2 protein-coding genes and 1 pseudogene are annotated in these 1,843 nt (G+C 66.7%); 1 reads left to right on the forward strand and 2 read right to left on the reverse strand.

The window, feature by feature from the left end:
* A pseudogene (locus EOA33_RS41130) lies at positions 1-111 on the reverse strand (biotin transporter BioY); the annotation flags it as partial.
* A 111-nt stretch (positions 112-222) separates the two neighbouring features.
* Here EOA33_RS41130 and EOA33_RS34455 point away from each other — a divergent pair.
* Entirely contained in the window at positions 223-1,131 is a 909-nt protein-coding gene (locus tag EOA33_RS34455; protein WP_127407630.1) for an MBL fold metallo-hydrolase, read from the forward strand.
* 3 nt (positions 1,132-1,134) lie between these two features.
* Here EOA33_RS34455 and EOA33_RS34460 read toward each other — a convergent pair.
* Positions 1,135-1,843: DUF1499 domain-containing protein (locus tag EOA33_RS34460; RefSeq protein ID WP_245482526.1), on the reverse strand; the 709-nt coding region annotated here is incomplete at its 5' end.

The raw sequence follows: 1,843 nt of genomic DNA on the forward strand, positions 1-1,843 counted from the left end.
CAGGAGCAGCGTGCCGGCAATCGCCAGCAGGAGCTGCGTCGCCAGCCGCGCCGCGCCCTTTTCAGGCAGTGCCAGAGAAACAAGCGGACGCATCGTTGCTGCAAGTGCCATGGTCATCCCATTCAAGCTGTCGCCGACATGCGGCCTCGCGTTTTCCTATATTGGCTTCCGTGTTATGCGGCAATCGCTTTTGCCGTCTCACGGAACGGAGCTTCGCGCCCCATGCCCCTCAAGTTCGACACGCGCTTCGATCCCGCTTACGGCAAGGCGGTGACCGTCGCGCCGGACGTGCAACGCCTCACCGCCAGAAACCCCAGTCCGTTCACCTTTCACGGAACCAATAGCTACTTGATAGGCCGCGAGACGCTCGCGGTGATCGATCCGGGACCTGACGACGACGCGCATCTACAGGCGCTGATCGAGGCGATCGGCGGCAGGCCGGTCAGCCATATCTTTGTCAGCCATACTCATCGCGACCATTCCCCGCTGGCGGCGCGGCTGAAGGAGCGCACCGGAGCGGCCGTGCTCGGCGAAGGCCCACACCGTCCGGCGCGGCCCTTGCGCATCGGCGAGGTCAACCCGCTCGATGCCAGCGCCGACACGGATTTCGTTCCAGATACCGCGCTCGCCAACGGTGCGCTGGTCCAGGGCGACGGCTGGGCGATCAGGACGGTGTTGACGCCGGGGCATGCCGCCAACCACGCGGCGTTCGCGCTCGAGGGAACAGGCATCCTGTTTTCCGCCGACCATGTCATGGCGTGGGCAACTTCCATCGTGGCGCCGCCCGACGGCGCCATGGCCGACTATATGGGCTCGCTCGACAAGTTGATCGAGCGCGACGACCGCGTGCTGCTGCCCGGCCATGGCGGGCCGGTAACCAAGCCGCGCAGCTTCATGCGCGGGCTGAAGGCGCATCGCAAGATGCGCGAGCGGGCGATCCTGGAACGCATCCGTGGCGGCGACCGCACGATCAAGGAGATGGTGGCGGCGATCTACCGCGACACCGACCCGCGCCTGCATGGCGCCGCCGGCCTGTCGGTGCTGGCGCATCTGGAGGACCTGGTGGCGCGCGGCCTGGTCAGCACCGGCGGCGACGCGGCCATTGACGGCATTTTCACCCCGGCCGGCTAGATCTCATTCGGCCGGCGCCGCCCCCACTTGCCCAGCCACTTCCTGATCGAGCTCGCCAAGGAAATCGACGATGCGGGCGGCGTTGTCGCCTAGGTCGTGGCGGCCGTAGCGGGAGGCTGAACGCATATCGACAATGACGGTGTTGCCGTCATCGGCGATGCGGATCGCGACATCGGCCGGCAGGCCCAGCACGAAACTCCTGGCCAGCGCGTTGATCGTCACCTCGCTTTGGCCGTCTGTTTCGGGATACGGCCCCTGCAGTTGCCAGTCGCGCCGGTCGAGCACGGTTTCCACCGCGTCGACCACGGTTTCGAACGGCAGATTGTAGCTGCGGCCGGTGACCAACGGATAGGCATCGCCTTGCAGCCGCTGCTCGCCGGGCGTGGGCGGCGAAAGCACATTCATGTCCGCCGTCCGGTCCGACGTGTCGAGCACCGGCGGATCGTCGAGATCGGTCGAAATGTCCCTGAGCGGCGGCGAGGTCGTCGCCCAGTAGGCGGCGACGCCGAAGGGAGCAAGCACCAGAAGCGCCAGCAGTGCGCCGACCGACAGATCGCGGCCGCCGCGATCGCCGAAGTTCCACAGCCTCGACAAGGCGAATCCGGCAAACAGCAGGGCGAAGGCGGCAAGCAGCGCCACGATCGCCAGAACCCACAGGAATACAGGCGTTTCGACGAGGTCGAGGCGATGGCCGACAAGCACGGTCAGGAGC

This window comes from Mesorhizobium sp. M4A.F.Ca.ET.050.02.1.1 (genome assembly GCF_003997725.1).
Taxonomy (GTDB): Bacteria; Pseudomonadota; Alphaproteobacteria; order Rhizobiales; family Rhizobiaceae; genus Mesorhizobium.